30 protein-coding genes and 1 tRNA gene are annotated in these 22870 nt (G+C 69.7%); 23 read left to right on the top strand and 8 right to left on the bottom strand.

The window, feature by feature from the left end; genetic code table 11:
* Positions 1–125: 125 nt before the first annotated feature.
* The 4 genes from MFF42_RS08860 to map form a co-directional block, all read right to left on the bottom strand.
* A complete protein-coding gene (locus MFF42_RS08860; protein WP_238255405.1) occupies positions 126–1070 on the bottom strand; it encodes an alpha-E domain-containing protein in 945 nt (314 codons plus the stop codon).
* A gap of 107 nt (positions 1071–1177) precedes the next feature.
* A complete protein-coding gene (locus MFF42_RS08855; RefSeq protein WP_238255404.1) occupies positions 1178–2617 on the bottom strand; it encodes a circularly permuted type 2 ATP-grasp protein in 1440 nt (479 codons plus the stop codon).
* Positions 2618–2971: 354 nt separating this feature from the next.
* Positions 2972–3712 (bottom strand): RadC family protein, encoded by a 741-nt coding sequence (gene radC / locus MFF42_RS08850; protein WP_238255403.1) that lies wholly within the window; start codon positions 3710–3712, stop codon positions 2972–2974.
* A gap of 12 nt (positions 3713–3724) precedes the next feature.
* Positions 3725–4579: a type I methionyl aminopeptidase gene (gene map, locus MFF42_RS08845; RefSeq protein ID WP_238255402.1), complete on the bottom strand. Its 855-nt coding sequence runs from the start codon at positions 4577–4579 to the stop codon at positions 3725–3727.
* A 367-nt stretch (positions 4580–4946) separates the two neighbouring features.
* Between map and MFF42_RS08840 the strand changes: the two genes are divergently transcribed.
* The 4 genes from MFF42_RS08840 (at position 4947) to MFF42_RS08825 (ending at position 7074) form a co-directional block, all read left to right on the top strand.
* Positions 4947–5354, top strand: a complete 408-nt coding sequence (locus MFF42_RS08840; protein ID WP_238255401.1) for a VOC family protein — start codon at positions 4947–4949, stop codon at positions 5352–5354.
* A gap of 130 nt (positions 5355–5484) precedes the next feature.
* A complete protein-coding gene (locus tag MFF42_RS08835) occupies positions 5485–5751 on the top strand; it encodes a zinc-finger domain-containing protein (RefSeq protein ID WP_238255400.1) in 267 nt (88 codons plus the stop codon).
* Positions 5752–5765: 14 nt separating this feature from the next.
* Positions 5766–6953: an FAD-dependent oxidoreductase gene (locus MFF42_RS08830; RefSeq protein WP_238255399.1), complete on the top strand. Its 1188-nt coding sequence runs from the start codon at positions 5766–5768 to the stop codon at positions 6951–6953.
* A gap of 34 nt (positions 6954–6987) precedes the next feature.
* Positions 6988–7074, top strand: a tRNA-Leu gene (locus MFF42_RS08825).
* 60 nt (positions 7075–7134) lie between these two features.
* Here the strand turns inward: MFF42_RS08825 and MFF42_RS08820 are convergent.
* Positions 7135–7614, bottom strand: a complete 480-nt coding sequence (locus MFF42_RS08820) for a DUF992 domain-containing protein (protein WP_238255398.1) — start codon at positions 7612–7614, stop codon at positions 7135–7137.
* Between the two features lie 238 nt (positions 7615–7852).
* Here MFF42_RS08820 and MFF42_RS08815 point away from each other — a divergent pair, with 238 nt between their 5' ends.
* Complete coding sequence (locus tag MFF42_RS08815) at positions 7853–8293, top strand: hypothetical protein (RefSeq protein WP_238255397.1); 441 nt, start codon at positions 7853–7855, stop codon at positions 8291–8293.
* A gap of 51 nt (positions 8294–8344) precedes the next feature.
* Here the strand turns inward: MFF42_RS08815 and MFF42_RS08810 are convergent, their stop codons facing one another.
* The 3 genes from MFF42_RS08810 to MFF42_RS08800 all read right to left on the bottom strand — a co-directional run bounded on the left by MFF42_RS08810 (position 8345) and on the right by MFF42_RS08800 (position 11280).
* Complete coding sequence (locus MFF42_RS08810) at positions 8345–9445, bottom strand: phosphatase PAP2 family protein (RefSeq protein WP_238255396.1); 1101 nt, start codon at positions 9443–9445, stop codon at positions 8345–8347.
* Positions 9446–9535: 90 nt separating this feature from the next.
* On the bottom strand, positions 9536–10789 hold the full coding sequence (locus tag MFF42_RS08805; RefSeq protein WP_238255395.1) for a sensor domain-containing diguanylate cyclase: 1254 nt from the start codon (positions 10787–10789) through the stop codon (positions 9536–9538).
* 110 nt (positions 10790–10899) lie between these two features.
* Positions 10900–11280, bottom strand: coding sequence for a hypothetical protein (locus tag MFF42_RS08800; protein ID WP_238255394.1), 381 nt, complete (start codon positions 11278–11280; stop codon positions 10900–10902).
* Between the two features lie 848 nt (positions 11281–12128).
* Here MFF42_RS08800 and MFF42_RS08795 point away from each other — a divergent pair.
* The 18 genes from MFF42_RS08795 to MFF42_RS08710 form a co-directional block, all read left to right on the top strand.
* Entirely contained in the window at positions 12129–12668 is a 540-nt protein-coding gene (locus MFF42_RS08795; RefSeq protein ID WP_238255393.1) for a thermonuclease family protein, read from the top strand.
* Between the two features lie 261 nt (positions 12669–12929).
* Positions 12930–13211, top strand: a complete 282-nt coding sequence (locus MFF42_RS08790; RefSeq protein ID WP_238255392.1) for a DUF2059 domain-containing protein — start codon at positions 12930–12932, stop codon at positions 13209–13211.
* A 425-nt stretch (positions 13212–13636) separates the two neighbouring features.
* Entirely contained in the window at positions 13637–14005 is a 369-nt protein-coding gene (gene rplN, locus MFF42_RS08785) for a 50S ribosomal protein L14 (RefSeq protein ID WP_012253654.1), read from the top strand.
* Entirely contained in the window at positions 14005–14319 is a 315-nt protein-coding gene (rplX, locus tag MFF42_RS08780; RefSeq protein ID WP_238255391.1) for a 50S ribosomal protein L24, read from the top strand. Before rplN ends, rplX begins: the two co-directional genes overlap by 1 nt.
* Positions 14312–14878 (top strand): 50S ribosomal protein L5, encoded by a 567-nt coding sequence (gene rplE, locus MFF42_RS08775; RefSeq protein ID WP_238255390.1) that lies wholly within the window; start codon positions 14312–14314, stop codon positions 14876–14878. The genes rplX and rplE overlap by 8 nt, the downstream gene beginning before the upstream one ends.
* A gap of 41 nt (positions 14879–14919) precedes the next feature.
* Entirely contained in the window at positions 14920–15225 is a 306-nt protein-coding gene (gene rpsN / locus MFF42_RS08770) for a 30S ribosomal protein S14 (protein ID WP_003597141.1), read from the top strand.
* Between the two features lie 12 nt (positions 15226–15237).
* On the top strand, positions 15238–15633 hold the full coding sequence (gene rpsH / locus MFF42_RS08765; protein ID WP_231346712.1) for a 30S ribosomal protein S8: 396 nt from the start codon (positions 15238–15240) through the stop codon (positions 15631–15633).
* A gap of 16 nt (positions 15634–15649) precedes the next feature.
* Positions 15650–16183 carry a 50S ribosomal protein L6 gene (rplF, locus tag MFF42_RS08760; RefSeq protein WP_238255389.1) on the top strand — a complete coding sequence of 178 codons (534 nt, stop codon included), beginning with the start codon at positions 15650–15652 and terminating at the stop codon, positions 16181–16183.
* Positions 16184–16195: 12 nt separating this feature from the next.
* Positions 16196–16558, top strand: a complete 363-nt coding sequence (gene rplR / locus MFF42_RS08755) for a 50S ribosomal protein L18 (RefSeq protein ID WP_017485522.1) — start codon at positions 16196–16198, stop codon at positions 16556–16558.
* Positions 16559–16722: 164 nt separating this feature from the next.
* Positions 16723–17301, top strand: coding sequence for a 30S ribosomal protein S5 (gene rpsE / locus MFF42_RS08750; protein WP_012253652.1), 579 nt, complete (start codon positions 16723–16725; stop codon positions 17299–17301).
* A gap of 12 nt (positions 17302–17313) precedes the next feature.
* Entirely contained in the window at positions 17314–17508 is a 195-nt protein-coding gene (gene rpmD, locus MFF42_RS08745) for a 50S ribosomal protein L30 (RefSeq protein WP_238255388.1), read from the top strand.
* A gap of 13 nt (positions 17509–17521) precedes the next feature.
* Positions 17522–18031 carry a 50S ribosomal protein L15 gene (gene rplO, locus MFF42_RS08740; protein ID WP_238255387.1) on the top strand — a complete coding sequence of 170 codons (510 nt, stop codon included), beginning with the start codon at positions 17522–17524 and terminating at the stop codon, positions 18029–18031.
* 114 nt (positions 18032–18145) lie between these two features.
* Positions 18146–19489: a preprotein translocase subunit SecY gene (secY, locus tag MFF42_RS08735; protein WP_238255386.1), complete on the top strand. Its 1344-nt coding sequence runs from the start codon at positions 18146–18148 to the stop codon at positions 19487–19489.
* A 145-nt stretch (positions 19490–19634) separates the two neighbouring features.
* On the top strand, positions 19635–20237 hold the full coding sequence (locus MFF42_RS08730) for an adenylate kinase (protein WP_238255385.1): 603 nt from the start codon (positions 19635–19637) through the stop codon (positions 20235–20237).
* Between the two features lie 310 nt (positions 20238–20547).
* Positions 20548–20916, top strand: a complete 369-nt coding sequence (rpsM, locus tag MFF42_RS08725; RefSeq protein ID WP_238255384.1) for a 30S ribosomal protein S13 — start codon at positions 20548–20550, stop codon at positions 20914–20916.
* A gap of 172 nt (positions 20917–21088) precedes the next feature.
* Entirely contained in the window at positions 21089–21478 is a 390-nt protein-coding gene (gene rpsK / locus MFF42_RS08720) for a 30S ribosomal protein S11 (RefSeq protein ID WP_009866710.1), read from the top strand.
* A gap of 37 nt (positions 21479–21515) precedes the next feature.
* Entirely contained in the window at positions 21516–22397 is an 882-nt protein-coding gene (locus tag MFF42_RS08715; RefSeq protein ID WP_238255383.1) for an MBL fold metallo-hydrolase, read from the top strand.
* Between the two features lie 96 nt (positions 22398–22493).
* The coding region (locus tag MFF42_RS08710) for a DNA-directed RNA polymerase subunit alpha (protein ID WP_507763106.1) at positions 22494–22870 on the top strand (377 nt) is incomplete at its 3' end.

Genomic DNA, 22870 nt, shown 5'->3' with positions numbered 1-22870 from the left:
GGAGGTGGGGGTGGTGCCGGATCGAGCGCGGCGGTGCCGTCTGCACCACCCCCACCCCAAACCCCTCCCCACAAGGGGGAGGGGACAGACCATGCCTTGACCGAAGCGATCAACCGGATGGCGTCTTACACCAGGTACTGCTCGCTGATCGCCGCCCCGAGCCCGTTGTTCTCGGCGATGAAGCCCTGGATGAACTCGTGCAGGCCCGAGGCGAAGATGCGCTCGATGTCGGCGCTGCGCAGCTTCGCCCGCAGGTTGCTCGCCAGACGCTGGCTCTCGCCGCGGCGGCCGTAGGCGTCGGCGATGAGGTCGAGATGCTCCACCAGCATCCGGTAGCAGCTCGCGAGCGAGCGCGGCATCTCGGGATTGAGGATGAGCAGGTCGGCGACCAGCACCGGCTTGATGCTCTCGCGGTAGACCCAGTGATAGGCGTTGAAGGCCGAGACCTCGCGCAGGATCGTGGTCCACTGGAAGTAATCGAGCGAGCCGCCGACCCGCTCGGTCGCCGGCAGCAGGATCTGGTACTTCACGTCGAGGATGCGCGCGGTGTTGTCCGCCCGCTCGATGGCGGTGCCGGCGCGGGTGAACCAGTAGGCGTCGTTGCGCAGCATCGTCCGGTAGGCCGAGCCGTCGAAGGTGAGCGAGACGCGCTTCACCCAGTCGAGGAACTGCGTGAACTCCTCGCGCGAGAGGTCGCGGCCCTCGTAGGAGCGAAGCTCCAGCCACGCGCCGTTGATCGTGTCCCACATCTCGGTGGTGAGCGCCGTGCGGATCGAGCGGGCGTTCTCCCGCGCCGTGGCGATGCAGGAGCGGATCGAGGACGGGTTGTGGGGCGAGAAGGCCAGGAAGTTGCAGACGGTGTGCTCGTTGACCGCGTCGTAGAGCGTCTTGAACAGCTCCGGGTCGCCCGCCGAGGACAGGGCCGAGGCCCATTCGTTCGAGGTGCGGCCGCCGTAGCTCGACGGCAGGGCCGCGAGCCGGTGTGCCGCATCGAGGATGCGGGCCAGGAAATCCGCCCGCTCGGCGTAGCGCGAGAGCCAGTAGAGATTGTCGGCAGTCCGGGACAGCATGGGGTCAGCTCGCGGGCGCGGTGGCGACCGGGACGGCAGATGCGCGGTGTTTCATCACCGACGCCGCCCGGCCCGCCGAAGACATGCAAAACGAACGGGCGATCTGCTCAGGCATCGAGCACCCACGTGTCCTTGGTGCCGCCGCCCTGGCTCGAATTGACCACGAGCGAGCCCTCCTTCAGCGCGACGCGGGTCAGGCCGCCCGGCACGATGCGGATCTCGTCGGCGCCCGCCAGCACGAAGGGGCGCAGATCGACGTGGCGCGGGGCGACGCCCGAGGCGACGAAGGTCGGGCAGGTCGAGAGCGAGAGCGTCGGCTGGGCGATGAAGTTGTCGGGCGCGTGCCGCAGCTTCTTGGCGAACTCGTCGATCTCCCGGCGCGTCGCGTGCGGGCCGACCAGCATGCCGTAGCCGCCCGAGCCGTTGACCTCCTTCACCACGAGATCCTTCAGGTTGTCGATCACGTAGGAGAAGGCCTCCCGCTCGCGGCAGCGATAGGTCGGCACGTTGTGCAGGATCGGCTCCTCGCCGGTGAAGAACTTCACGATCTCCGGCATGTAGCTGTAGACCGCCTTGTCGTCCGAGATGCCGGTGCCGACCGCATTCGAGAGCGTGACGTTGCCCCGCTCGTAGGCGTTCATCAGGCCCGGCACGCCGAGAACCGAGTCGGGGCGGAAGACGAGGGGATCCAAGAAGTCGTCGTCGAGGCGGCGGTAGATCACGTCGACGCGGCGCGGCCCCTCGGTGGTGCGCATGTAGACGACCTCGTCCTTGGTGAAGAGGTCGCCGGCCTCCACCAGCTCCACGCCGAGCTTGTCGGCCAGGAACGAGTGCTCGTAGAAGGCCGAGTTGTAGCGGCCGGGCGTCAGCAGCACGACGGTCGGGTCCCGCGTCGCGGAGGCGGGGGCGAGGCTGCGCAGGGTCGCGAGCAGGGCGTCGGGATAGTTCTCGACCGGGGCGACGCGGTGGCGGGAGAACAGCTCGGGGAAGAGCCGCATCATCACCTCGCGGTTCTCCAGCATGTAGGAGACGCCGGACGGGGTGCGGGCGTTGTCCTCCAGCACGAAGAAGTCGTTCTCGCCGGTGCGCACGATGTCGATGCCGGCGATGTGGACGTAGAGGTCGTGCGGCACGTCGAAGGCGCGCATCTCCATGCGGTAATGCGGGTTGCGGTAGACGAGGTCGGGCGGGATGATCCCGGCCTTGATGCACTCCTCCGCGCCGTAGATGTCGTTGATGAAGGCGTTGAGCGCGGTGACCCGCTGCTTGAGGCCGCGCTCCAAAAAGTCCCATTCGGGCTTGGTCAGCACCCGCGGGATGATGTCGAAGGGGATCAGCCGCTCGGTCGATTCGTTGGCGCCGTAGACGGCGAAGGTGATGCCGATGCGCCGGAACAGCATCTCGGCCTGGCTGCGGCGGGTGTTGAAATGCTCCGGCGGCGTGTTGTCGAGCCAGGTCTTGAGGATGTCGTAGGCTTCGCGGACGGCGGCCGGTTCCGGCTGCTCCGATCCGCCCCCGTTCATCTCGTCGAACGCCGTGAGCGCCATCCGCGCGGTTCCCCCTGATGTCTCGTCCGGCCGGAGCAAGAGGCAGGCCACCCGGATCGATGCCGCGCGTCCCGTCCCCGCATCGCCCCGACCTGCCGTGGCGGCTGCCCCGGACGGTGGCCGCCCGCGCCCCGTTCGGAGGCGGTTTGCCGGACAACCTGTCATCGATGTAGCGGACGGCCGGCGCTCGCCCATCCCTCCCGGCCCCGCCGTCCGCTCCGGAAACGGGGACACGTCGGAGACGCGCGTCATGCGACATCCGATTGATCCCTTCGGGATGGCGGATGTCGGCGACGCTCAAGCGCCGCGCGGGCTCGCTGATCCGGTTCGCCCTCTGATCAAGCGGGAACCGGATCAGATCAGCTGGAGCCCTTTCAGGCTCGCATGCCCGTCGCGGCCGAGGATGACGTGGTCGTGCACCACGATCCCGAGGGGATCGAGCACCGAGACGATCTCCCGGGTCATGCGGATGTCGGCCCCCGACGGGGTCGGGTCGCCAGAGGGGTGGTTGTGCGCCAGGATGATCGCGGTGGCCGAGAGTTCGAGCGCCCGGCGCGCCACCTCGCGGGGATAGACCGGGGTGTGATCGACGGTGCCGCGGCCCTGGACCTCGTCGGCGATCAGGTGGTTGCGCCGGTCGAGGAACAGCACCCGGAACTCTTCGCGGCCCGAGAAGGCCATGGTGGCGCGCAGATAGTCGAGGAGCGCGCTCCAGGACGAGAGCAGCGGCCGGCCGGCGATGGCGCCGCGGGCGAGCCGCCGGCCCGCGGCCGCGATCAGCTTGAGGTCCGCGGCGACGCCGGCGCTGACGCCCTCCACCTCGGTGAGCCGGGCGGGCTCGGCGCTGACGACCTCGGCGAACGAGCCGAAGCGGCGGATCAGCGCCTTGGCGAGCGGCTTCACGTCCCGCCGCGGGATTGCCCGGAACAGGACGAGTTCGAGCAGTTCGTAGTCGGCCAGCGCCTCGGCGCCGGCCTCCGTGAAGCGGGCACGCAGGCGCTCGCGATGGCCGTGATAGTGCGGCGTCTCCCCGGCGGAGGTCGGAACCTCGGCGAGCCCCGGCGGGGCGGGCGGTTCGGCCGGCCGGCGGGCCATGTCCGGCGGCCGTCAGTCGGCCCGGAACCCGTGGGGCTCGATCCCGTGGGGCTTGGGCTGGTCGAGCCCCCTGGGCGAGAGCGTGAAGATCTCGTAGCCGTCCTCCGTCACCGCCACCGTGTGCTCGAACTGCGCCGAGAGCGAGCGGTCGCGAGTCACGGCGGTCCAGCCGTCGGAGAGCACCTTCACCGCCGGGCGGCCGAGATTGATCATCGGCTCGATGGTGAAGAACTGGCCGGGTTTCAGCGGCACGTCGTAGCTCGGCTCGACGTAGTGCAGGATCGTCGGGGCGTCGTGGTAGACGCGGCCGAGCCCGTGGCCGCAGAAATCGCGCACCACCGAGCAGCGCTCGGCCTCCGCGTAGGCCTGGATCGCGCGGCCGATATCGTTGGTGGAGCCGCCGGGCCGCACCGCCCGGATGCCGCGCATCAGCGCCTCGTAGGTGATCTCGCACAGGCGCTGCGCCTTGCGCGGCACCTCGCCGATATAGGCCATGCGGCTCGAATCCCCGTGCCAGCCGTCGAGGATCAGGCAGCAATCGAGGTTGACGATGTCGCCCTCGCGCAGGGGCTTGTCGTTGGGGATGCCGTGGCAGACGACGTGGTTGATCGAGGTGCAGATCGACTTGCGGTAGCCGCGATAGAACAGCGAGGCCGGATAGGCCCCGTGATCCATGCCGAACTCGAAGGCGAGCCTGTCGAGATGCTCGGTCGTCACGCCGGGCTGGGCGGCCTCGACCAGGAGGTCGAGCGCCTCCGCCGTCAGGCGGCCGGCGCGGCGCATGCCCTCGAACCCCTCCGGACCGTGGATCGGCGGCTCCGGGGCGCGGCGCCCGCCATCGGCGACGGCTTGCTCTTCACGGCTCATGGAGGTTCGGGCGCTTCGGCAGATGAGATGAGGCGGTCGGCTTCGTCTTACGCCGCGCGAGGGCCGGCGCCAACCCGAGCGCGCGCCTCACCCGGGGCCATCGCCCGAAAGCGATCGCCCTCGAAACAAGCCCGGGATGCCTTGATGCGAAAACGGCTTCCGCTACATGGCGTTCCGCCTAAAAAGACAGCGATGCAGGTATGGTGACAACCTGCGGTCTCCCCGGAGACAGTCACGCTTGAGCGGGTGACGCCGCTCTTGGCCTTGGCCGGACACAGCATGGAGCCCCCTTCATGCGCGTGATCGGTCATGGTCGCCGAAGGCTCTGGTCGATCCGTGTCCGTTTCTCGAACGGAAGGGCACGACCATGAAGCTGAACCACATCAACCTCTACAGCCACGACATCGCGGCCGACCGGGCGATGTTCGAGCATTACTTCGGCCTGCGCACGCTCGTCGTGCGCGGCGACGTGATGGCGATCATGCAGGACGATGACGGGCTCGTCCTGATCGTCAATCATTTCGAGAAGAAGCGCGAAGGCTTCGACTATCCCGAGCAGCTCGACATCCTGCACATCGGCTTTATCGTCGAGTCGCGCGAGGCCGTCGACGCCCTGCACGCCGGCCTGAGCACGGACGGCTGGGCGGCGCAGGCGCCGCACGATACGCACGGCGCCTGGTCCTTCTATTTCCGAGCGAAGGGCGGCTATTTCGTCGAGGTCACGACCCGCACGCCGATCCGTCCGGAAGAAGCCTGGAAGGGTGATCGCCGTTAGAGCCTCGAGGATGTCGCGTGGTCGGCGGCGCGATCCGCCGACCCTTCCCCGAGGGGCTGTCGCAGCGGGGGGACCCTAGGCGGACGGCCGCGAACGCGCTAGACCACGGCCTCCGTTTCAGGGACGTGCGATGGCTGACAAGGCGGTTCCCCACTTCCACAATCAGGCCGGCGTGAGCGTGATCGCGGTGGGCTCGAAGGAGTTCATGTGCATCGGCGCGCTGCCGCCCTTCGATCATCCGCACGTCTTCCTCGACATGGGCAGCGACACCGAGATCATCTGCCAGTACTGCTCGACGCTGTTCCGCTACGACCCGAAGCTGAAGCCGGGCACGGCGGAGCCGGCGGGGTGCGTCTGGCACGACGCGGCGCCCCAGGAGGCCCCCAAGGCGGCCTGACGAGCGGCTCGTCCGTGGCGGCGCTCTCCATCGTCATCGTCGGCGCCGGGATCGGCGGGCTCACCGCCGCGCTGGCGCTGTCCGCTTCCGGCCATTCCGTCACGCTGATCGAGCGCCGGACCGGCTTCTCCGAGGTCGGCGCCGGGCTCCAGCTCTCGCCGAACGCCAGCGCGGTGCTGATCGGCCTCGGCCTCGGCGCGGCCCTGCGCCGGGCGGCCGACGAGCCGCCGGGCGTCACCGTGCGCGCCCTGGCCTCCGGCCGCGTCGTCGGCGGCATCCGCCTCGGACCGGGCATGCGCGAGCGCCACGGCGCGCCCTACTACGTGCTCCACCGCGCCGACCTCCAGACGATCCTCCTCGATGCGGTGCGCGGGCGCCCCGGCATCCGTCTCTGCGTCGGGCGCGAGGTATCGGGCCTCGCGGAAACGGACGACGGCGTCAGCCTGACGATGCGCAGCGTCGACGGCGACCGCAGCGAGAGCCTGAGCGCCGACCTCGTCGTCGGCGCCGACGGGGTGCGCTCGGCCCTGCGCCAGCTTTTCGACGCACGCCCCCTGCAGCTCCACCGCCAGGCGGCGTGGCGGGCGGTGATCCCGCGCGAGGCGGCCCCCGAGGCGCTCCAGGGCGACGAGACCGGGCTCTGGCTGGGTTCCGGGCGGCACGTCGTCCACTACCCGATCAACGGCGGCAAGCGGCTCAACGTCGTGGCGATCGTCCCCGAGCGCGAGGGCGACGAGGATTGGGGCCGGCTCGGCGACCCGGCGGTCCTGCGCGACCACTTTCCCGACGCGGCCGCGCCGCTGACGGATTTGCTGAGCCTGCCCGACACCTGGGTGGTGTGGTCGCTGGTGGACCGCCCGGCGGCGCGGCCGATGGCGCGGGGCCGGATCGCGCTCCTCGGCGACGCCGCCCATCCGGTGCTGCCGTTCCTGGCCCAGGGCGCGGCGCTCGCCATCGAGGACGCGGCGGTGCTGGCGGCGAGCCTTTCCGCGAAGGGCGGCGTCCCCGAAGCGCTGGCGGCCTACGCCGCGGCGCGCCGGTCCCGCGTGCGCGCGGTGCAGCGGGCCGCCCGCCGCAACGGCCGCTTCTACCACGCCGGCCGCCTGATCGGCTTCGCCCGGGACACGGTGATGCGCCGCCTCGGGCCGGACGGCATGAGCGACCGCTACGCCTGGGTCTACGGCTGGCGCCCGCCCGCTTGATCTGGCCCCGCCGGGCGGCTACCGCTGCCCGGATGCGGACGTGGCGAAACCGGTAGACGCACGAGACTTAAAATCTTGCGGCCGCAAGGCTGTGCGGGTTCGAGTCCCGCCGTCCGCACCAGCGGTTCGACGCAGCATCCTCGGAGCGTCGCGCGCCGATCTCGTCCCGCTTCCCGTCCCCTCAGCGCGTCATGCCCGGCTGAGCCGCCGCGAGCTGGACTCGCGGCTGGGCCAAGGCGAACTTCGCGCTCGACTGCCCGGAATGGCTGAGGAGCTGAAGGGTGGCCGCGCGGCCGATCAGTTCGGGCTTGGCGGCGGTCCGGTCCTGCGCCGCCGTGAACTTGTCCGCGAGCATGCCCGGACGGGCGAAGCCGTCCTTGGTGAGCACCCGCCACGTCACCTTCTGCGCCGTCTCCAGCTCCGCCACGGTGGCCGCGGGGGAGAAGACCGCCACGTAGCTCTGACGGAAGCCGCCGCGCTCCGCCGCGAAGGTGCAATCCGCGACCGGCGTGCGGCCGAAGACGAGGCTGGCCTCGGGCTTGGTCACGCAGGTGAGAATGCCGGCGGTCTGCTGGGCCGCGACCTCGGAGCCGAGGCCGTGCGCGGCGGCGGCACCCGCGGCGAGGATGCCGGCGGTGAAGGCGAGAGTGAGTCGACGCATGAGAGCCCCCTTGGCTGTCGGTGTTGGTTGGCCGCTTCGTTTCGAAACGTTGCCTTAACCATGAGGGGGCGCCGTTGCGGGCGTATTCCGTCGATTGTTGCGTGGGCGTAAGGCAGCGGGCGAGACGATGCGGGCGCTGCGCCTCGCAGGCTCCTCTCCGAATCTCCGGCCGCGCTCTCCACAGCCCTTGCGGGGCCGATGCTCGACGTGAGCGGCCGAGCCATGCAAGCCTCGCGCGGTGTCAGTCACCAAGCCCCAACTCTGCGCGCTGCTCGCCGACGCGCACGACGTCCCGGAGCGTGAGCGCGTCGCGGCGTTCCTCCGCGATCCGGCCACTCAGCTCATCGACAACCCGTTCTCGGCGACCCGCGCCGCGGCGGCGCGCAACACCTGGGCGGGACGGAGCTTCGACTTCCGTGTCATGGGCGTCGACGCCGCCGGCCTGTCCGACATGGTCAGCGCCCTGGCCGCGCTGCCGGTCGCGGAGCCGCTGATCGAGGAAGTCGCCCGCTCCGGTCCGCACACCGCGTCCATCCTCCTCGGTGCGGGCCGCGGCCGCGTGATCGGCGTCGCCCTGTACGGCAAGCCCGGCGTCCCGCTGCCGCGCTTCGTCGCGCGCCGGCCCCGCCGCCGGGCGGCGGCCTCGGCCCAGCTCGACCTGTTCGCCGATCTTCGCTGAGACGCGAAGGCGCTCGCCATCCGCGGCATCGGACCAGGCGTGAGATCCGCCCTACCCGCGCCCGACCGAGGCAGGGCTTCTCACAGGGGCCGGACACAGTCCGCGATGCGGCTCGGCGACCGGCCCCGCCTTCCGGCCCCATCGCGCGACCAGCGCCGCGCGTCCTGCCTCGAACGGGCGCCGATGCCGGGCGTGGTGATAGGCCACGAGGCCCATCCCCATCAGCGTCCCGGCCACGACGTCCGGCAGGTAGTGTCCGCCCGCGCCGAGGGTGGCGACGATGATCGCACCGTTGAGGAGGCCGGCGAGCGGCCCGATCACCGGCACCGGGGCGAGCGCCCAGGCGGTGAGCACCGCGAGGCAGGCGTGGAAGGAGGGGAAGGTGACGAGGCCGCGGATCTCCGAGAGCGCGAGCGTCGGCAGCGTCCCGTCGCGCAGGGCGTGCAGCGCGTCGAGATGCCAGAGGGCGCCGACGGTCTCGAGGTGGCCCTGCGGATAGACCTGCGGCGCGTAGAAGGCGTAGGGGCCGACCGCCGGGAACAGGGCCGAGACCGCGATGGAGGCGAGCAGCGCCAGCGTGAACAGCCGGGCATAGGCCCAGAGGCGGGCGACCCGCGACACCGCGCTCAGGGCGATGACGACGAGGCCGACCTGGGGGCCGCTCGAATGGTAGGCGAGGGCCAGCCCCCGTGACAGGTCGGGATGCTCGGCGAGGAAGCCGACCCAGCCGCGCCAGTCGAAGCCCAGCGCCGCCTCGACATGCGCGAGGACGGGATCGGCCAGCGGCGGCGCCAGCGTGGCGGTGAGGTAGTGCAGCACCGCCGCCGCGGTGGTGAAGGCGGCCAGATAGGCGCTCGACAGGGCCATGGCCCGCAGCTTCGGCTCCGGCTTGACGGCGCTGAACAGGAAGGCGAGCCCGAGCAGGACGGCCACCGCGCCGGACACGACGAGCAGACCGGTCCGAGCGACGCCGATTCCCGCGACGGCGAGCCAGACGGCGTCGAGGCCGACCAGGACGCCGACGAGCCCCCAGAAGCCCGCACCGGGCGCCGCGAGCCCCGCACTCGGCCGCCGCGGACGCGCGCCGACCGGTCGGCCGGCCAGCGGGTCGGCCACAGCTGAGCCGGTCCCGCATTCCTCGTCGAGCAGCATCCCTTCGTCGCTCCTTCCGGCGCGCGACCCGACGGCCGCCCCGGACGGGAAGACGCGGCAGCGACGGTTTTGTTCGGAATGCGGGTCGTTTCAGGCGCCCGGGACGGCGGTGTGGACGCGGCCCCTGTCCGCTGCCGGCCGATTCGCGTTCGCGGCGGGCATGAAGCTCTCGACCCGGTTGCGGCCCTCGTTCTTGGCCGCGTAGAGCGCGAAGTCGGCGGCCTTCAGCAGGTCGGCGGCCTGGATGCCGAAATCCTGCGTCCGCCCCCGCGCGGCGGTGACGCCGACGCTGACCGTCAACGGCGCCTCCGCGGAAAGCCCCGGATGGCGGATGGCGAGATCGACGACCGCGGCGCGGATCGCTTCGCCCGCCATCCGCGCCGCGGACGGATCGGCGCCCGGCAGCAGAGCCGCGAATTCCTCGCCGCCATAGCGTGCCGCGAGGCCGCCATGGGCCTCGACGGAGGCTTGAAGCGCCGCCGCCACCGCAACGAGGCAGCGATCCCCCTCGGCATGCCCGGCCGTGTCGTTCAGCCTCTTGAAGTGATCGATATCGATGAGGATCACGCCCAGCCACGCATCCCGCTCGCCGGCGAGGCCCCAGGCCGCCTCCAGCCGATCGGTGAAATGGCGGCGGTTCGACAGGGTCGTGAGCGAGTCGGTCTCCGAGAGCACGGTGAGGCGGGCGTTGGCGCGGGCGAGCGCCTCGGCCTGAAGCTTCACCCGCAGACCGATCAGGAAGGTCTTCCGGGCCTCCCATTCCCGCGAGTAGCAGAGCTTCAGCGGCACCAGGATCAGTCCGGAGACCAGCAAGGGCAGGCCGCTGCGCTCCGCGGTGCACAGCCCGAAGCCCAGGACGAGGCCGACATAGAGGACGAAGGAGCCGCCGCAGAACCACAGGCAGTGCCGGAACGGCAGCGGCGCGATCAGCCCCACCACCAGCGGCACGATGGTGGCGATGATGATGTAGACATCCGTGTGCGGGGCCGGCGCGAGGCGCGCGCTGTTGAGGACGACGACGATGTCGACGAGCGCGGTGGCGAGGACGGCGCCGGTGACCCGCACCATCGTCGGCCGCCCCCGCAGGGAGACGATCGCCGCCAGCGCGACCGGGCAGAAGACGCCGAGCGTCATCGCCAGCGGCACGACGAATCGCTCAGGACCGAACACCTCGCGGTCCATCACGAGCGAGATGATGTTGAACAGGGTGAAGACGGCGAGCCAGGACTGCACATAGAAGCCGTCCTGCCGAGCCGTCTCGGCCCGGTACTGCGCTTCGAGCACGTCCGGCAACTTGAGCCGGTACCAGGGACGGCTCAGGCCGGCTTCGATCGGCTGTAGCATCGATACGCCAAGTCAAGCCTCTGCTGCCCAAGCTTTACCTGAAGTGGTCGAGCTCCCTCAATGCCGAATGTCAATCAGGGTGTACGGAAGTGTATGTCGTCCGTCTCGCGTCATCCGATCGGCGGTGCCGAGACCGGGTCGCCGGCGACGCCGTGGCCGCGCTTGGCCGCCGCGCGGTTGACGATGCCGAAGCGAAGGACCGTCTCCTCCAGGTAGTCGATCGCCCTGGCGAGACCGCGGCGCGCCCGGTCCCACTCGTCGGCCTCGGCATCGTCGGGCGTCTCGGCCAAGGTCACGGACGCGATCAGCACGCGGTCGCGCTCGTCCTCGATCCGCCGGTCGCGCTCGACATGGCCGCGCACGTCGGCGTCGAAGGCGGCGATCACCGCCCAGGGCAGGTCGTCCTTCCGGCCGGCCGCCGGGAACGCAGCCGCGCGCCGCCGGGCCTCGGCGGCCGCCCCGCGCATCAGGTCTGCCAAGCTCACCGCCACCCCGCATCTCTCCTCAGCCCGGACGGGCACGCGCCCGGCCCCATCCCCTGCCAACGCCGGCCGCCCTTCCTAACGTTCGGGGTGTCCGGCATCGAGGGGCTTAGGGAACGATCGCCGGCCCCGGTCGCGACGGCGGGAACCCGGTGCCATGATCCTGCACGAAACCACGCCAAATCGCCCTGGATGACGCCATATTGCCTTCACACTTGCCGTGATCCTGCACGCGCCCCGCATGGGGCGACGAAGATCAGTATCGGCATTGGTGATGATTGATTTCGAGAACCTACCCTCTTGGGCCCGTCGTCGCCTGAACCGGCACGTCGCGCGCGGCGGCACCGGACTGGTCGTGCGCTGGATCGCGGTCCCGGCGGGACGCGGCGGTTCGAGCGAGGACGCGGATCGGGTCCCGTCCGCTTCCGGCGGTGCGGCGGATGGCGGCTCCGAACGCTCGCGCCCGCCGAACGGCTTGGGGGCATCACCGTCCGGTGGGCGCGGGCGACCGGCGGACGAATCCGTCGGCGCCGCGGAGGATAGGGCCGGCGCGCCGCTCCGACAGGGGTGGCCGATACGATTCTCGTCCGAACGCGGCGGAACGCCGGCCCATGGTTGAGAAAGCCCTCGCGGACCGCCGGCCCGCGACGTGCGCTGCGGCACCGGCATGATGCCACGACATGCCGCCGGCCACGAAAAGGGCATAAGCTCTGCTTTAGGTTTTCCGACATACGCTCGCTCTCCTGCCGAAGCTCGGCGCCGGAGGGGATTGGGCGCCACGTCGGACACGTGACTGTCCTCGGCAGAGCAATCGCCGGCGCCTCCGCAGGGGTGCGTCGGAAACCCATGGTGTTTCGATGAGACGGACGGGATTTCTCGGCCTCAGCCTCTTTCTTCTTGCCGCATCCGGCGCACCGGACCTCGGCCCCGCCCATGCCGGCGAGAGCGTGAGCGGACGGGCGCGGGTCCTGAGCGGCGACACGCTGGTCGTGGGCGGGCGCGTGGTCGGCCTCTACGGCGTGGCGGCGCCGGGCCTCAAGCAGACCTGCCTGAACGCCCAGGGTCAGAACTATGCCTGCGGCGCCTCCTCGGCCAAGGCGCTCGCCGCCCATCTGAAGGATGCGACCGTCACCTGCCAGATCCGCGAGACGGACAGCTACGGCCGCGCGCTCTCCGTCTGCCACCGGGACAAGGAAGATCTGAGCGCCTGGATGGCCGAGAAGGGCTTCGTCATGGCCGAGCGGGGCGGACGGGCCGCCTATGTCGGCGCGGAAACCGTCGCGTGGGGCAAGCGCCTCGGTCTTTGGGCGGGTTCGTTCGAGGACCCGACCGAGCGGCCGCGGACGAGCTACTCGAAGGCCAGCACGGTCGCCGACGCGCAGCCCGAGACGCACTGACCCTCCCGACGGGGGCCCAGGACGGCCGTACCGTCGAGGCGTCTCTCGGCAGGCTGGTGCGCCTTCGCACGGAGCGGGCCGGCGCGTGACCTTTGCGCCGCTTGCGGCCGGCCTGCTCCGGTGCCAACTAGGTCGCTCAGGCGCGCGGCCAGGGACGTTGCCCCGACGTCGCCCTTCGGACGTCGTCATCCTCCACGCCACGCCGTGCCTGCCCGGGCCCGTCGGCACCGGCGGCCCGCGTCAGGGAGTGATTGAGAAGCCATGCGTCGCCCGATCGCCGTCTCCGCCCTCCTGCTCTCCTGCCTGATGGCAGCGGCCCCCGCCCTCGCTCAGGATACGGGCGATTCCCGTCTGGCGCAGGCTGGTCGCACCGTTACCGCGACCGGTCAGACCAAGCCGCCGGCGCCGGGCATCCCGCAGGGACAGGTGACGCCGGCCTCCCAGGACCAGATGGTCAAGGCTCAGCGCGCCGCGCAGGCCCGCGACAAGGCCTGGGACGCCAAGATGAACAAGACGATGGGGTCGATCTGCAAGGGCTGCTGACCTGGCCGTCGCGGCCCGGATCGCCGCGGTTCTCCGAGCTCCCTTCTCCGCGCCCCTCTTGATCCAAGCCAGCACGCGACGCCGAAGCGACGGCACGGCGTTCGAACGCGTCCCGCGACCCGCTTCCGTATGCTTCCTCACGCTCTCGCGGGATCCTCCGCAGGCCGGGCGTGAGCCGCCTCCGGCGCGCGATTTCGGGTCGCTCCGGACTTGCACCCGCCACGCGTCCGTAGTATCGGGCACGCCTTCGCGACAGTCCTTGGGATGTTCGCATCCCTTCGTACGCGGTGACCGCGCCGGCGTTCCCACGCCGATAGCGCGGTCTCTCACATGAGCCGGGGACATCAGATCCCCATCAGGCGTCGTCCGCCGGGCAATACCGTCCGTGTGCGGAAACCCGCCTGAAACAAGGAAAGGTCACTCCCGTGATCCAGATGCAGACGAATCTGGACGTCGCCGACAATTCGGGTGCGCGCCGCGTGATGTGCATCAAGGTGCTCGGCGGGTCGAAGCGCAAGTATGCCGGCGTCGGCGACATCATCGTCGTCTCCGTGAAGGAGGCGATCCCGCGCGGCCGCGTGAAGAAGGGCGACGTCATGAAGGCGGTCGTCGTTCGCACCGCCAAGGACGTGAAGCGCGCCGACGGTTCGGTGATCCGCTTCGACAAGAACGCCGCCGTTCTGATCAACAATCAGAAGGAGCCGGTCGGCACCCGTATCTTCGGGCCGGTGCCGCGCGAACTGCGCGCCCGCAACCACATGAAGATCATCTCGCTCGCTCCTGAGGTGCTGTGATGGCCGCCAAGATCAAGAAGGGCGACACGGTCGTCGTTCTCACCGGCCGCGACGCGGGTCGCTCCGGCGAGGTCATCCAGGTCATGCCGAAGGAGGACAAGGCCCTCGTTCGCGGCATCAACCTGGTGAAGAAGCACCAGCGCCAGACCCAGAACCAGGAAGGCGGCATCATCTCCAAGGAGGCTGCCATCCACCTGTCCAACATCGCGGTGGCCGACGCCAACGGCAAGCCGACCCGTGTTGGGTTCCGCATCCTCGACGACGGGCGCAAGGTCCGGTTCGCCAAGACCACGGGGGATCAGATCGATGGCTGAGGCCGACAAGAACGCCTACGTCCCGCGTCTGCGCAAGCACTACGACGAGGTCGTCCGGCAGAAGCTGATCGAGCAGTTCGGGTACAAGAACCCGATGCAGGTCCCGCAGATCGAGAAGATCGTCATCAACATGGGCGTCGGCGAGTCCACCGCGGATTCGAAGAAGGCCACCGTTGCCGCGGGCGACCTCGCGCTCATCGCCGGCCAGAAGCCGGTCATCACCCGCGCCCGCAAGGCGATCGCGACCTTCAAGGTCCGCGAGGGCATGCCGATCGGCTGCAAGGTGACCCTGCGCAAGGCCCGCATGTACGAGTTCATCGACCGCCTGATCACGATCGCGCTGCCGCGCGTCCGTGACTTCCGCGGCCTGAACCCGCGCTCCTTCGACGGCCGCGGCAACTACGCCATGGGCCTCAAGGAGCACCTCGTGTTCCCGGAGATCTCCTACGACAAGGCGGAGCAGACCTGGGGCATGGACATCGTCGTCCAGACGAGCGCCACCACGGACGAAGAGGCCAAGGCTCTCCTCGCCCATTTCAAGTTCCCGTTCCGGCAGTAAGCGGCGGCAACGTCGCTTAGACGCGGACACTGGAGACAGACATGGCTAAGAAAAGCTCAGTCGAGAAGAACAACCACCGCAAGGATCTGGTGAAGCGCTTCGCCGAGAAGCGTAAGGCCCTCCTTGCCATCGCCAACGATGAGTCCCGCGAGATGGAGGAGCGCTTCGAGGCGCGCCTGAAGCTCGCGGAACTGCCGCGCAACTCGTCGGCCACCCGCATCCGCAACCGCTGCGAGATGACCGGCCGTCCGCGGGCCTACTACCGTAAGCTCGGCATCTCGCGCGTCGCTCTGCGCGAGCTCGGCAACCGGGGTCTGATCCCCGGCCTCGTGAAGTCCAGCTGGTAAGGGGAGGCATCCATGGTGAACGATCCCGTGGGTGACATGCTCACCCGCATCCGCAACGGCCAGAGCCGTCGCCGCAACGTCGTCCAGACCCCCGGCTCGCGCCTGCGCGCCTCGGTCCTCGACGTCCTGAAGTCCGAGGGCTACATCCGCGACTACGCGGTGTCCGACCTCGGCAACGGCCGCACCGAGTTCCAGATCGAGCTCAAGTACTACGACGGTCGTCCGGTCATCCGGGAGATCAAGCGCGTGTCGAAGCCCGGCCGCCGCGTCTACTCGTCGGTTGGCGAGCTGCCGCGCGTCGCCGACGGCCTCGGCGTTACCATCATCTCGACCCCGCAGGGCGTCATGGCCGATCACGAGGCGCGCGAGCGCAACGTCGGCGGTGAAGTGCTCTGCAAGGTGTTCTGATCCGGAGGACAGCGACATGTCTCGCGTAGGCAAGAAGCCCGTCCCCGTCCCGTCCGGCGTCACCGCCACGGTCACGGGTCAGACGGTGAAGATGAAGGGCTCGAAGGGCGAACTCCAGTTCGTCGTCCCGCCCCAGGTCGTCGTGGAGTTCAAGGACGGGGCCGTTCAGGTCGCGCCCAAGGACCAGTCGAAGCAGGCCCGCTCCCTGTGGGGCACCTCGCGCGCCCAGGTGGCGAACCTCGTCGAGGGCGTCTCCAAGGGCTTCGAGAAGAAGCTCGAGATCACCGGCGTCGGCTACCGCGCCGCGATGGCCGGCAAGGCGCTCAAGCTCTCGCTCGGCTACAGCCACGACATCGAGTACGAGATCCCGGCCGGGATCACGATCACGACCCCCAAGCCCACGGAGATCGTGGTGGCGGGCATCGACCGGCAGCGCGTCGGTCAGGTCGCGGCGGAGATTCGCGAGTATCGCGGTCCCGAGCCCTATAAGGGCAAGGGCGTGAAGTACGCTGGCGAGTTCATCTTCCGCAAGGAAGGCAAGAAGAAGTAAGGAGGGCGATTCATGTCGAACAAGAACGAAGCCCTCCTGCGCCGCAAGGCGCGGGTCCGTCGGGCCCTCAAAGCCACCGCCAACGGCCGTCCGCGGCTGTCGGTGTTCCGCTCGTCCAAGCAGATCTACGTCCAGGTCATCGACGACGCCGCGGGCCGCACGCTCGCCGCCGCGTCCAGCCTCGACAAGGATCTCAAGGCCAGCCTCAAGACCGGCGCCGACAAGGCGGCGGCCGAGGCGGTGGGCAAGCTCGTCGCCGAGCGCGCCAAGGCCGCGGGCGTCACCAAGGTCGTCTTCGACCGGTCGGGCTACATCTTCCACGGCCGCGTCAAGGCTCTCGCCGACGCCGCCCGCGAGGGTGGCCTGGACTTCTGAGGCACCTCTTCCCTCCCCCTTGCGGGGAGGGACCGAGGGTGGGGGTCGCGACGAGGTTCAGTCGCCTCATTCGGCCCCACCCCTACCCCCTCCCCGCAAGTGGGAGGGGAGATCGAGCGAGCGGGCGTCACGCGCCCGCGCCAGTGAGATGAAGTGGAAAACAAATGGCACGTGAACGCGAGGGTCGTCGCCGCGACGACCGCGAGGAGCGCGACAGCGAGTTCGTGGACAAGCTCGTCCACATCAACCGCGTCGCCAAGGTGGTGAAGGGTGGCCGTCGCTTCGGCTTCGCGGCGCTCGTCGTCGTCGGCGACCAGAAGGGCCGCGTCGGCTTCGGCCACGGCAAGGCCCGTGAGGTGCCGGAGGCGATCCGCAAGGCGACCGAGGCCGCCAAGCGCGGCCTGATCCGGGTGTCGCTCCGCGAGGGCCGCACCCTGCACCACGACGTCAACGGTCGCCACGGCGCCGGCAAGGTGATTTTGCGCGCGGCGCCTCAGGGCACGGGCATCATCGCCGGCGGCCCGATGCGCGCCGTGTTCGAGACGCTCGGCATGCAGGACGTCGTCGCCAAGTCGCTCGGCTCGTCCAACCCCTACAACCTCGTGCGCGCCACCTTCGACGCGCTCAAGAACGAGGACAGCCCGCGCTCGGTCGCGGCCCGTCGCGGTCTCAAGGTGTCGGCCCTCCAGGCCCGTCGCCGCGATGCCGACCCGGCCGACACCTCCGAAGCGGCCGTCGCGTAAGGGGAGGACAGCATGGCTTCCAAGACTGTCCGCATCGAGCAGATCGGTTCGCCGATCCGCCGCGAGGCCTCCCAGCGCGCGACGCTGATCGGCCTCAAGCTGAACAAGCTGCACCGCGTCGCCGAGCTGGAGGACACTCCCTCGGTCCGCGGCATGATCCGCAAGGTCGCGCACCTCGTGCGCGTCCTCGACGACGCCGCGGCGTGAGGAGGGCTTACCCATGAAGCTCAACGAGATCCGCGACAACGAAGGCGCGACCAAGAACCGGATGCGCGTCGGCCGGGGCATCGGCTCCGGCAAGGGCAAGACCGGCGGACGCGGCGTGAAGGGTCAGAAGGCCCGCACCGGCGTGTCCATCAAGGGCTTCGAAGGCGGCCAGATGCCGCTGCATCGTCGCCTGCCGAAGCGCGGCTTCAACAACATCCACGCCCACGACCTGAACGAGGTGAACCTCGGTCGCGTCCAGGCGGCGGTGGATGCCGGCAAGCTCGACGCCAGCGCCCCCGTGACCGTCGATGCGCTGGTGAAGGCCGGCATCATCGCCCGGGCCCGCGACGGCGTGAAGCTGCTCGGCGTCGGCGAGCTCACCGCGAAGCTCAGCTTCGAGGTGACCCGCGCCTCCAAGTCGGCCGTCGAGGCTGTCGAGAAGGCCGGTGGCTCCGTGACCACGACCTTCGCCGCCGGCGTCGCCCACCGCGGCACATCCGACAGCGCGGTTGCGTCGGCCTGACGCCACCATTAAGTCGAACGCCGAAGCGGCGGCCCGTGCTCGCACGCGGCCGCCGCTTCCGCTTTCAGGGACCGTTCGAGACGCGTCCCGACGGCATTTTCCGGGATACGAGACATGGCCTCAGCCGCCGAGCAGCTTGCCGCCAACCTGAATTTCGGCGCCATCGCCAAGGCCGACGAGCTCAAGAAGCGCATCTGGTTCACGCTGGGTGCGCTCATCGTGTTCCGGCTCGGTACCTACATCCCGATCCCGGGCATCGATCCCGAGCAGTTCGCGCGGAACTTCCAGAACCAGGCCGGCGGCGTGCTCGGCATGTTCAACATGTTCTCGGGCGGCGCGGTCGAGCGCATGGCGGTCTTCGCGCTCAACATCATGCCCTACATCTCGGCCTCGATCATCGTTCAGCTCCTCACCTCGGTCGTGCCGAGCCTGGAGGCGCTGAAGAAGGAGGGCGAGTCGGGCCGCAAGGTCATCAACCAGTACACCCGCTACCTCACGGTGGTGCTGGCGCTGGTCCAGTCCTGGGGCATCGCCTTCGGCCTGCAGGGCTCGAACGCGGTCATCACGCCCGGTCCGTTCTTCATCCTCTCGACCGTGGTCACGCTCACCGGCGGCACGCTGTTCCTGATGTGGATCGGCGAGCAGATCACCTCGCGCGGCATCGGCAACGGCTCCTCGCTGATCATCTTCGCGGGCATCGTCGCCCACCTGCCGGCCTCGATCTTCGGCGCGCTGGAGCTGACCCGCACGGGCGCGCTCTCGCCGGCCATCCTGCTCGGCGCCGCGGTCGCGGCGGTCGCGCTGATCTACTTCATCGTGTTCATGGAGCGCGCCCAGCGCCGGCTCCTGATCAACTACCCCAAGCGCCAGGTCGGCAACCGCATGTACGAGGGCCAGTCCTCGTTCCTGCCGCTCAAGCTCAACACGTCGGGCGTGATCCCGCCGATCTTCGCCTCCTCGCTGCTGCTGCTGCCGACCACCGTGGCGAGCTTCTCGGCCAACCAGGGCTCGACCGGCATCCTCGGCACGCTGACGGCCTATCTCGGCCACGGCCGGCCGCTCTACATGCTGGCCTATGCCGGGCTGATCATCTTCTTCACGTTCTTCTACACGGCCATCGTCTTCAACCCGCAGGAGACCGCCGACAACCTGAAGAAGCAGGGCGGCTTCATCCCCGGCATCCGCCCCGGCGAGCGCACCGCCGCCTTCATCGACAAGGTGCTGACCCGCATCACGGTGATCGGCGCGGCCTACCTCACCTTCGTCTGCCTCGTGCCGGAGATCGTGGCCTCCTACACCTCGGCCGCCCTCGGCTTCGGCGGCACCTCGCTGCTGATCGTGGTCTCGGTCACCATGGACACGGTGGCACAGATCCACGGGCACCTGATGGCGCACCAGTACGAGGGCCTCGTGAAGAAGGCCAAGCTGCGCGGCGCCTCGACGACGCGGCGCCGCTGAGCATCCACGTTCGACAAAGGTTCGGTGGACGCGCGCGCCGGAATTGCGCATCACAGCGGTGTGACGACGGCGCGGCCTCTTGAAGGCAGGCGCGCCGCCCATGAAGAACGAGCCCGGCGCCGGGCCTTGAGGACGGGGAGACGCTATGCGGATCATTCTGCTCGGACCGCCGGGAGCGGGAAAGGGTACGCAGTCCGAGCGCATCGTGGAGCGCTACAGCGTTCCGCAGCTTTCGACCGGTGACATGCTGCGCGCGGCGGTCGCCGCCGAGACGCCGGTGGGCCTCGAGGCGAAATCGATCATGGAGAGCGGCGGCCTCGTGCCGGACGCGGTGGTGGTCGGCATCGTCGCCGACCGCATCGAGGAGGCGGACGCCAAGAACGGCTTCATCCTCGACGGCTTCCCGCGCACGGTGGAGCAGGCCAAGGCCCTCGACGCGATGCTCGCGGAGAAGGGTATCGCCCTCGACGCGGTGGTCGAGTTCGTCGTCGACGAGAACGCGCTGGTGGGCCGCATCGCCAAGCGCGCCGAGGAGACGGCGGCCAAGGGCCTGCCGGTTCGCAAGGACGACACGCCGGAGGTCTTCAAGACCCGGCTCGACGCCTACAAGCGCCAGACGGCGCCGCTCTCCGACTATTATGCCGGCACCGGCCTCCTGCGGAAGATCGATGGCATGGAGCCGATCGACGAGGTGACCGGCAACGTCACGGGCCTGCTCGACGGATTCCGCGAGAAGGCGGCGCTCTGAGGCGCCGCCTCGGTCGCCTGTCCTGAGGCCCGCCGCCGTCTCGACGGGGCGGGCTTTTTCACGTGCCCTCATGCGCCGCCGGTGGGGTGGCGACGCGTGAGGCGCAAACCGGTTTGCAAACCGTTGACAAGTTGCCGGGCTCGCGCTAGGCGGACCCCCTTCGTCCAAACGGGATGTGGTTCGAGAGCACCTCAAGGAGGCTGCTTGCGGACCGATTTGTCGTTTCGGACGGGTGCGCAGGGGCCGGCCTCCACCGGACGCGCACCTTCCTTGTGACGGCGGGCAAAGACCCGCCCATGGAGAGATCATCTTGGCCCGTATCGCAGGCGTCAACATCCCGACCGCCAAGCGCGTCGTCATCGCGCTCCAGTACATCCACGGCATCGGCCCGAAGAAGGCCGAGGAGATCACCGAGAAGGTCGGCATCCCGGCCGAGCGCCGCGTGAACCAGCTCACCGACGCCGAGGTGCTCCAGATCCGCGAGGCGATCGACCGCGACTACGTCGTCGAGGGCGACCTGCGCCGCGAAGTCTCGATGAACATCAAGCGCCTGATGGATCTCGGCTGCTACCGCGGCCTGCGTCACCGCAAGCAGCTCCCGGTCCGCGGCCAGCGCACCCACACCAACGCCCGCACCCGCAAGGGCAAGGCGAAGCCGATCGCCGGCAAGAAGAAGTAATTTTTTGGCGTTGGAAGGCCGTGCTTCGCTCGGCCTTCTTTCCGTCGCGCTGGGTGTCCCGCTGAGGATGCCGGCGTGACAGGCCGGCACTCCACGAGCGGTCCGGCCAAATCCCAAAAGAATCCCGAGCGCCTGGTGTTACGGGCGTGATTGAAGGACCAGCGAGAACAGAATGGCCAAGGAACCGACCCGCGTCCGCCGTCGCGAACGCAAGAACATCGTCTCCGGCGTGGCGCACGTGAACGCCTCGTTCAACAACACGATGATCACCATCACCGACGCCCAGGGCAACACGATCTCGTGGTCGTCCGCCGGCGCGATGGGCTTCAAGGGTTCGCGCAAGTCGACCCCGTACGCCGCCCAGGTCGCCGCCGAGGATGCCGGCCGCAAGGCCGCCGAGCACGGCATGCGCACCCTCGAGGTCGAGGTCTCCGGCCCCGGTTCGGGCCGTGAGTCGGCCCTGCGCGCGCTCCAGGCCGCGGGCTTCACCGTGACCTCGATCCGCGACGTCACCTCGATCCCGCACAACGGCTGCCGCCCGCGCAAGCGCCGCCGCGTCTGATCGGACGGACCCGGAGCCCTCTCGAACGGAGAAGCCCATGGCGGACGGATCGAAGCCCCTTCCCGGCGCCCTGCGTTGGAACATCGGCGACCTCACGGTCACCGCGCTCAACGACGGCTGGTTTCAGGGTTCGCTCGATCTCGTCACGGGCATCTCCAAGGACGAGGCCGGCGCGCTCCAGCGCGCGGGCTTCCGTCCCGAGGCTCCGATCGTCACGCTTAACGCCTTCCTCGTCACCGGCGCCGGCCGCAAGCCGGTGCTGATCGATTCGGGCTACGGCCATCTCGGCCCCGCCACCCTGGGTCGGGTCCCCTCCGCCCTGGCGCTCACCGGCGTCAGGCCGGAGGAGATCGAGACCGTGCTCCTCACCCACCTCCATCCCGACCATGCGGGCGGGCTGATCAGGGAGGACGGGAGCGCGGCCTATCCGAACGCGGAGCTCGTGGTGCATGCCACGGAAGCCGCGCACTGGCTTCCCGACGAGGCGCTGTCGCGGGCGCCGGATGCGGCGAAGCCGTATTTCGAGAACGCCCGCAAGGCGGTCGCGCCCTACGGTGCGCGGCTGCGCCAGCACGAGGGCGGCGAGCTGGTGCCGGGCATCACCGCCGTGCCGCTCCCCGGCCACACGCCGGGCCATTGCGGCATGCGGATCGTATCGGGGGACAAGTCCCTGCTGATGTGGACCGACGTGGTGCATATGCCGGCGATCCAGTTCAAGCAGCCGGAGGCGGGCGTCGCCTTCGACGTGGACGGGGACCAGGCGCGCGCCACCCGCAAGCGCGTGCTCGACGAGGTGGCGACGGAGAAGACCTTCATCGCCGGCTCGCATCTGGAGTTTCCGGCGCTCGGATACGTCGCCCGCGACGGCGCGGGCTACAGCTTCGTCCCCGCCCTCTGGGTGGCCGGCGAGACGCAGTGAGTTTTGGGACCGGTCCGGGCGCTCCACGAGCGCTCAAGGGCCGGCCGAAGCGCTTTCCGGGACGCCGGCGGCGCGGGTTTGGCAAGAGGTAGGACCGTGGTCATTCAGAAGAACTGGCAAGAGCTCATCAAGCCGAACAAGCTGCAGGTGTCGGCCGGCGACGACCCGAAGCGGGTCGCCACCGTGGTGGCCGAGCCGCTCGAGCGCGGCTTCGGCACGACGCTGGGCAACTCCCTGCGCCGCGTGCTGCTCTCCTCGCTCCAGGGCGCCGCGGTCACCTCGGTGCAGATCGACGGCGTGCTGCACGAGTTCTCGTCGATCCCCGGCGTGCGCGAGGACGTGACCGACATCGTCCTCAACATCAAGACGATCGCGCTGCGCTCGCAGACCGACCAGCCCAAGCGCATGACCCTGCGCAAGACGGGCCCCGGCCTCGTCACCGCGGGCGACATCGGCGCCGTCGGCGACATCCA

The organism is Methylorubrum podarium, assembly GCF_022179745.1.
In the GTDB taxonomy this organism is placed as follows: Bacteria; Pseudomonadota; Alphaproteobacteria; order Rhizobiales; family Beijerinckiaceae; genus Methylobacterium; species Methylobacterium podarium.
This window is presented reverse-complemented; position numbering and strand designations above follow the sequence as displayed.